General features: G+C 67.2%; 9 protein-coding genes. 2 read left to right on the top strand and 7 right to left on the bottom strand.

Translation table 11 applies throughout. From position 1 onward, the window contains the following. A partial coding sequence (locus Q8M88_RS16155) for an AAA family ATPase (protein ID WP_305598180.1) occupies positions 1-667 on the top strand: 667 nt, incomplete at its 5' end. 171 nt (positions 668-838) lie between these two features. Here Q8M88_RS16155 and Q8M88_RS16150 read toward each other — a convergent pair. The 5 genes from Q8M88_RS16150 to Q8M88_RS16130 form a co-directional block, all read right to left on the bottom strand. Then, the gene (locus Q8M88_RS16150; protein ID WP_305598179.1) at positions 839-1,276 is read right to left on the bottom strand and encodes an HIT family protein; all 438 of its coding nucleotides are present in this window, start codon (positions 1,274-1,276) and stop codon (positions 839-841) included. Then, positions 1,273-2,469, bottom strand: a complete 1,197-nt coding sequence (locus Q8M88_RS16145; RefSeq protein ID WP_305598178.1) for a GNAT family N-acetyltransferase — start codon at positions 2,467-2,469, stop codon at positions 1,273-1,275. The genes Q8M88_RS16150 and Q8M88_RS16145 overlap by 4 nt, the downstream gene beginning before the upstream one ends. Then, positions 2,466-3,197 carry a glycerophosphodiester phosphodiesterase family protein gene (locus tag Q8M88_RS16140; RefSeq protein WP_305598177.1) on the bottom strand — a complete coding sequence of 244 codons (732 nt, stop codon included), beginning with the start codon at positions 3,195-3,197 and terminating at the stop codon, positions 2,466-2,468. Before Q8M88_RS16140 ends, Q8M88_RS16145 begins: the two co-directional genes overlap by 4 nt. Continuing rightward, positions 3,194-3,655 (bottom strand): RidA family protein, encoded by a 462-nt coding sequence (locus Q8M88_RS16135; RefSeq protein ID WP_305598176.1) that lies wholly within the window; start codon positions 3,653-3,655, stop codon positions 3,194-3,196. The genes Q8M88_RS16140 and Q8M88_RS16135 overlap by 4 nt, the downstream gene beginning before the upstream one ends. Before the next feature lie 106 nt (positions 3,656-3,761). Then, positions 3,762-4,196, bottom strand: a complete 435-nt coding sequence (locus Q8M88_RS16130; RefSeq protein ID WP_305598175.1) for a phasin family protein — start codon at positions 4,194-4,196, stop codon at positions 3,762-3,764. 287 nt (positions 4,197-4,483) lie between these two features. On the opposite strand from Q8M88_RS16130, the gene Q8M88_RS16125 reads away from it, so the two are divergent. Continuing rightward, complete coding sequence (locus Q8M88_RS16125; RefSeq protein WP_305598174.1) at positions 4,484-5,812, top strand: D-alanyl-D-alanine carboxypeptidase; 1,329 nt, start codon at positions 4,484-4,486, stop codon at positions 5,810-5,812. Positions 5,813-5,879: 67 nt separating this feature from the next. On the opposite strand, the gene Q8M88_RS16120 is transcribed toward Q8M88_RS16125, so the two are convergent. Together Q8M88_RS16120 and Q8M88_RS16115 are read right to left on the bottom strand one after the other, a co-directional pair. After that, positions 5,880-6,308, bottom strand: a complete 429-nt coding sequence (locus Q8M88_RS16120; RefSeq protein ID WP_305598173.1) for a molecular chaperone DnaJ — start codon at positions 6,306-6,308, stop codon at positions 5,880-5,882. 22 nt (positions 6,309-6,330) lie between these two features. After that, a partial coding sequence (locus tag Q8M88_RS16115) for a division plane positioning ATPase MipZ (RefSeq protein WP_305598172.1) occupies positions 6,331-7,120 on the bottom strand: 790 nt, incomplete at its 5' end.

Here is a 7,120-nt window from a genome sequence, read left to right as displayed (position 1 = left end):
CGCAGTCGACCAGCATCCGCACGCCGTGGTCCTGCTGGACGAGATCGAGAAGGCGCACCCGGACGTCTTCAACATCCTGCTGCAGGTCATGGACCACGGGGTGCTGACCGACGCCAACGGCAAGAAGGTCGACTTCCGCAACGTGGTCCTGATCATGACCACCAACGCGGGCGCGTCCGACTCCCAGCGCAACACCATCGGCTTCGGCCGTGGCAAGGCCGACGACGAGGCGGACGAGGCGATCAAGCGCCTGTTCACGCCGGAGTTCCGCAACCGCCTCGACGCGGTGGTGGCGTTCCGCGCGCTGACCCAGGACATCATCCGTCAGGTCGTCCAGAAGTTCGTCATCCAGCTGGAAGTGCAGCTCGCCGACCGTCACGTCACCATCGAGACGTCCGACGAAGCGGCCGACTGGCTGGCCAAGAACGGCTTCGATGAGCTCTACGGCGCACGGCCCCTGGCCCGCGTCATCCAGGAGAGCATCAAGAAGCCGCTGGCCGACGAAATCCTGTTCGGGCGACTGGTCAAAGGCGGCCACGTCAAGGTTGTGCTCAAGGACGGCAAGATCGGTTTCGAGATCGAGGGCGAGGAGCGCGAGCTCGGCGCGCCGCAGATCGAGAACCCCGCCGAAGACGCCGCGAGCGCTGCGCCGGAGTTGGCGAGCTAACGATCGACAGACCCAAAGCTGTGAAATCGGGGAAAGCCCCGGAGGTCCGCCTCCGGGGTTTTTCTTAGCGAGCGCAGCATGCCCCCTCCGTCTTCGCCTGCGGCGAAGCCACCTCCCCCGATGAATCGGGGTAGGTGGCGCGCCCGCCGGGCGCGACGGAGGGGGCGCGGCTCAGGCGATCTGGGCGGCGATCTGATCGGCCAGGACCTTCAGCTCGTCCAGGTCGGCCATGCCGCTTTGGCCGTGACGGCCCATCGGCACGCCTTCCCAGCGCGGGATGACGTGGACGTGCAGGTGGAACACGCTCTGACCGGCCGGCGCGCCGTTGTACTGGGTGACCACGATCCCGTCCGGCTTCAGCGCCGCACGCACTGCGCGCGCCACCCGCTGCACGCCCAGCATCAACGGCCCCATCACCGCCGGATCCTCGTCCAGCAGGTTGCGGGCGTGGGAGTGCTTGGGGATCACCAGGACGTGGCCGCGTGACTGTGGGAAGACGTCCATGAACGCCAGCACGTGGCCGTCCTCGAACACCCGCACCGCGGGGGCCTCGCCGCGCAGGATCTTGGCGAAGATGTTGGCGTCGTCGTATTCGCCGTCCAGGCTCATGGCGCGGGCTCCGGTGTCAAAGGGGTCTGGTAGGCGGATTGGCGGAACGGCGAGTACTCATCGGCCAGCCATTCCATCTCGTGGTCCAGCGCCGCGCGCTCCTGCTCGACGAACCGTTCGACCGGCTTGCGCAGCGCCGGGTCGGCGATGAAATGCGCCGAATGCACAGGGCTCGGCAGGTAACCGCGGGCGATCTTGTGCTGGCCCTGCGCGCCGGCTTCGACGCGCGCCAGGCCGTGGTCGATCGCCCACTCGATCGCCTGGTAGTAGCAGAGCTCGAAGTGCAGGAACGGCACCTCGTCGAGGCAACCCCAGTTGCGCCCGTACAGGCAGTCGCCGCCGATCAGGTTCAGCGCGCCAGCGATCCACTGCCCCGACCGCCTGGCCATGATCAGCAGGATGCGGTCGGCCATCGACTGGCTGAGCAGCGAGAACACCTGGCGGTTCAGGTAGGGCCGGCCCCATTTGCGCGAGCCGGTGTCCATATAGAAGGCGTAGAAGGCGTCCCAGTGGGCTTCGGTGATCTCCGCGCCCGTCAGCGCCACGATCTCCACCGCGGCCTGGGCGTCGCGCCGCTCGCGCCGGATGGTCTTGCGCCGGCCTGACGAGAGCGCGGCCAGAAAATCCTCGAAGGTCGAATAGCCGCCATTGCGCCAGTGGTACTGCTGGCCCTGGCGCTGCGCGAGACCCTGCCCGCCCAGCCATTCCCACTCCTCAGGGCTGGCGAAGTTCACATGCAGGGATGACGCGCCATAGCGCTCGCAGAGCTGCAACGCGCCGGCCAGCAGGATGGCGCGCGCTTCGTCCGCTTCGACGTCCGGCCGCACCAGCATCCGTGGTCCCGTGACGGGCGAAAACGGCGCGGCCGACAGCAGCTTGGGATAGTAACGCCCGCCGGCCCGCTCATAGGCGTCGGCCCAGGCGTGATCGAACACGTATTCACCCTGGCTGTGGGACTTGATGTACAGCGGCATCACAGCGGCTGTCTGCCCGTGCTCATCGGCGACGCTCAGGTGCCGCGGCCCCCAGCCGGTCCGCTCCACCGCACAGCCGGATTCCTCCAGCGATTGCAGGAAATCGAAGTGGATGAACGGGTTCTCAAAATAGGCGGGGTTGCGCGCGCAGGCGTCCCAGTCCGCCCGGCCGATCTCCGCGATCCTCTTGTGCGCGGTGACGGCGGGCTTCAGCGTCACGCGGCGAAACCCTCGAAGATGATGTTGTCACAAGCGCCGGCCAGCTGGGCGCGCTGTTCGGCGCTGCGGATCGTCCAGGCCAGCACCGGCGTCCCGGCTGCGCGGGCGGCGGCGGTCTCAGGATGATCGAGCAGATCGACGCTGAGCGCCAGGAAATGGGCGCGCGCCAGCGGCACCTCGGCGAGCTCGCTGCCCGGATCGCGTCGGGGCGCGGGCCAGCCTTTCTCGACGTCGAAGCCGCGCAGCACGCCCGGGAAACGCTCGGCGAACCAGGCGTGGGAATAGGGATTGAAGCCGATGACGCAGGCCGGGCCCGCGTGGTCGATCAGCACCTCATGGACCCGCTGCTCCAGCGGCCCGACCTCGCCCAGCGGCGTCTTCAGCTCGATGTGGACCATGGCGCGGCGGCCGATCACCGCCAGCGCCTCGAGCAATGTTGGAATCCGTTCGTCGCCGCCACCCAGGCGCATCTCCATCAGATCGGCGGCCGCGTGCTCGCGCAGACGTCCTGACTGGCCGGTCATCCTCAACAGCTCGTCGTCGTGGAACACCATCGCCTCGCCGTCGGCCGATAGCTGCACGTCCAGTTCGATGCCATATCCGGCGGCGCAAGCGCACTGGAAAGCGGCGAGGGAGTTCTCCGGCGCACCGCCGCGCGACCATAGTCCTCGGTGCGCCACCGGAGGGTCGAACAGCAGCTCCCAAGCTTGGCCGAAACGACTCTTCACCAGATCCGCACCACCGCATCCACCTCGACGGCGAAGTTGAGCGGCAGGCGATAGACGCCGACCGCAGAGCGCGCGTGCCGCCCGGCGTCGCCGAACGCCTCGACCATCAGGTCGGAAGCGCCGTTGATCACCTGCGGGATGTCGAAGAAGTCAGGTCCTGCCTGGACGAAGCCGTTCAGCTTCACCACCTGGACGACACGCGAGAGATCGCCGTCGCAGGCGCGCTTGATCTGGGCGATCAGGCTGATGGCGCAAAGCCTGGCGGCGCGGATGGCGGTCTCGACATCGACGGCCTCGCCGACCACGCCGCGGATGCCGCCGGAGGCGTCGTTCGACACCTGGCCGGAGATATGGACCAGCTCGTCGAACCGCACGAACGGGACATAGTTGGCGACCGGAGACGCAGGCTCCGGCAAGGTGATCCCTAGCGCGGCCAGGCGGGCTTCGACTTGCGACATGCCCAAGGTCTAAACCCGGCGCGCCTCATAGAAAAGGCCCGGACCAGCCAAGGTCCGGGCCTTTCCGAATTCGCGCCGCGAACGGCGCGCCGCAAGCGCTGTGACGTTAGCGCGCGGCCTGCATGCGTTCGACGAAGGCGGTGACGCGTTCGTTGATCGGCTTCATGGAATCCTTCACCGACGAGGCGACGGTTTCCGACATCTTGCCGACTTCGGCCATATAGGCTTCCAGGGCGCTCTTGGCGAAAGTGGTCTGCAGTTCGACCACTTCCTGGATGCTCTTGGCGCTGGCCAGCGACTTGGCGGCGGTCACTTGCTCTTCGACCGACTTCTTGGAGAACGCCATCGCCTGCGCGCCCAGGGTCTCGGCGCCCTTGGTGGCGGCGGTGACCGAAGCGATCACGGCTTCGAGGTTCTTCTTGGACGCGCCATTGGCGTCGGTCAGGGCGGCGAGCGACTTCTCGACGGCGTCCTTGAACGCCAGGTTGCTCGAGGCGGCGACTTGTTCGACGGTCGATTTCATGGTTTCGGCGGCGGGCATGGATTCAACTCCTGGGGGTTTTGCAGCGCGGCGTTGCGCGGAGATCGCAAACTGATGGAACACAGCCTTGGGGCGACCTGAGAAATCTCATGTTGCAGTGCAGCAGTCAAGCGACTTTTGTGCACTGCACCATAAAATAGGCGACAAGGAAAACTTGAGGAGAGACCTGCGCGACAAAACCGCCCATTCAACTGCTGTTTACCATCGTGCAAGGATGAGGGTGGCATGATGGATGCAGTAAGGGCGTACCTATATACGTCTCAACCCTTTGTTTTGACGGACGAAGCATGATCAAGCCCGCCCGCCGCCTGTTGCTTTCCATTGGATTCGCCGTCGCTGCAGCCACTGCAGCGATCGCTCCGCAGGCCTATGCGCAAATCCCGTATCTGCAGCTTCCGACGAATGAGCCGAAGTACGCGGCGATCGTCGTCGATGCGAAAACCGGCGAGGTCATGTACGCCAAGCGCGCCGACAGTCCGCGCTATCCGGCGTCGATCACGAAGGTGATGACCCTCTATCTGACGTTCGAGGCGCTGGCCTCGGGCAAGCTGCAGCCCGACGACCGCGTGGTGTTCTCGCCGCACGCCGCGGCGCAGTCGCCGACCAAGCTGGGCGTCGCCGCCGGCGATTCGATCAGCGTCAGCGATGCGATGCAGGCAATGGCGATCAAGTCCGCCAACGACGCCGCCGTCGCCATGGCCGAAAAGCTTGGCGGCACGGAAAGCCGCTTCGCAGCGCTGATGACCCTGCGCGCCCGCGAGCTCGGCATGCAGAACACCCGCTTCGTCAACGCGTCCGGCCTGCCCGACAGCCGCCAGCTGACGACGGCGCGCGACATCGCCATCCTGTCCCGCTCGGTGATGCGCGACTATCCGCAGTACTACAAACTTTTCAGCCAGCAGCAGTTCGCCTTCCGCGGCCAGTTGATGCGTAACCACAACGGCCTGCTGTTCCGCATGCCCGGCGTCGACGGCCTGAAGACCGGCTTCACCAACGCGTCCGGCTACAACCTCGCGGTCTCGGCGGTGCGCGGTAACCGCCGCCTGATCGGCGTAGTCATGGGCGGTTCGTCCAACGCCGCGCGCGACAACAATGCCCAGGACCTGCTGCTGACCGGCTTCAACATCATCGCGCGCCGCAACCGCGGCGAGCAGATCACGGTCGCCCAGAACATGTTCGAGCCCGAGCCCGCCGGTTCGGTGATGCGTCCCTCGATCGAGCAAGGTGATCGAGATCAGGACACTCGCATCATGCTGGCCTCGGCCACCCCGCCGGCCAAGCTCGCCTCGCTGAAGATCGTCGAATCCGACAAGACCCGCCTGAAGAACGAGAAGGCGGAGAAGAAGGCCAAGGCCGACGAAAGGAAGAACAAGAAGCGCGGCGAGTGGGCCGTTCAGGTCGGCTCGTTCAAGTCCAAGAGCGACGCCAAGGAGCAGCTCTCCTTCGTCCGTAACCGCTTCGGCAAGCAGTTCGCCCAGGCCGACGGCCAGGTCGCCGATCGCGCCGCCGGTACCTATCGCAGCCGTTTCAACGGCTTCTCCGAGAGCTCAGCCAAGGCCGCTTGCAGCGCGCTGAAGGCAAAGAAGCTGGCCTGTCAGGTCATCTCACCGAGCTGAGTATCGGCTCGTCACCTTCCCAAACATGGCCGGGCCTCGTCCCGGCCATGACTCTGTCTGGACCGCGTTATTCGCGCAGCAGGCGATCGCGAGCAGCGTTGAGCTGCGCCGCTAGGCCGACGGTGCCGCCGGCGTCGGGATGCGCCAGGCGGATCAGACGGGCGTGCGCGGCCCTGACCTCGGCGGGCGTGGCGCCCGGCTCCACGCCCAGGGTCGAGCGGGCTTCGGTCAGGCTCATCTGAGACGACGCAGCGGATCCGCGGGCGGGCGCCGGCGTGCGGCGCACCGAACCGGCGAGCCACAACCCGGCCAACGCCAGCGCCAGGGCCGTTCCAATCCCGCCCCGCATACCCACGAACGCCGCCGCGGCGAAGGCGGCGAGCGATAGCGCAGCGGCCAGCAACCGCCACTCCCGGCGCTTGAAGGGCGATCGACCGCCCCGCCCGACCCACACCAGAAACGCCAGCAATCCTGCGCCCAGCGCCAGATAGATCATCGGCGCCGGCCCGCGGGCACGGCTACTGCGCCGCGATCATGTCGCCGTCTTCCAGCCCGGTCAGGCCCAGCGACCCCATCAGCGCGCGGAGCTCCTGGCGCGCGGCGACGTGCTGCAGCGACATCGCCACGGGGCGGATGGTCGGCGACAGATCTGCCACCGTCAGTCCGAAGGGAAACAGCTCGCGATAGATCACCCGGTCCCGCAGGCCCGGCCCGACCCGGAAGCCGACGCGTCGCGACAGCGCGTGCACGCGCTCGTCCAACCGCTTGCGGTTGCGCGCCTCGGTGGGCGCCAGACGATTGCGCAGCACCACCCAGTCGATGGTCTCGCCCTGCGCCGCCGCGCGGTCCTTGCGGCTGTTCCACACCGTCTCGGAATAGAGGCTGGGGCGCTTCAGCTCGAGGGTCACCGGATCCACCACGCCCAGCATGTCGAAGTCGACGAAGCTGTCGTTCATCGGCGTGACGATGAGCTGCGCCGCGCCGTGCGCCGCGCGCGACATCGCTGTGTCGCCGCCAGGGGTGTCGATCAGCACGAAGTCCGCCGCCTCGCGCGCCTCGCCGAACGTGTCCTCGAACCGGGCCAGCGCCTCGGCGTCAGGGGCCTTGGCCAGCTTGCGGCCATCGACCCCAAGCGTGTTCTCGATCGGCATCGGCGCCGTCTCGCCGTTGGCGGCCAGCCACGCCCGGCGGTTGGCGAAGAAGTGGCCCATCGACTGCTGGCGAAGGTCAAGGTCCATCACCGCGACGCTGGCGCCCGCGTGCAGCAGCCCGGTCACGATGTGGATGGCGATCGTGGACTTGCCCGCG

This window comes from Phenylobacterium sp. (assembly GCF_030693805.1).
Taxonomy (GTDB): domain Bacteria; phylum Pseudomonadota; class Alphaproteobacteria; order Caulobacterales; family Caulobacteraceae; genus Phenylobacterium.
This window is presented reverse-complemented; position numbering and strand designations above follow the sequence as displayed.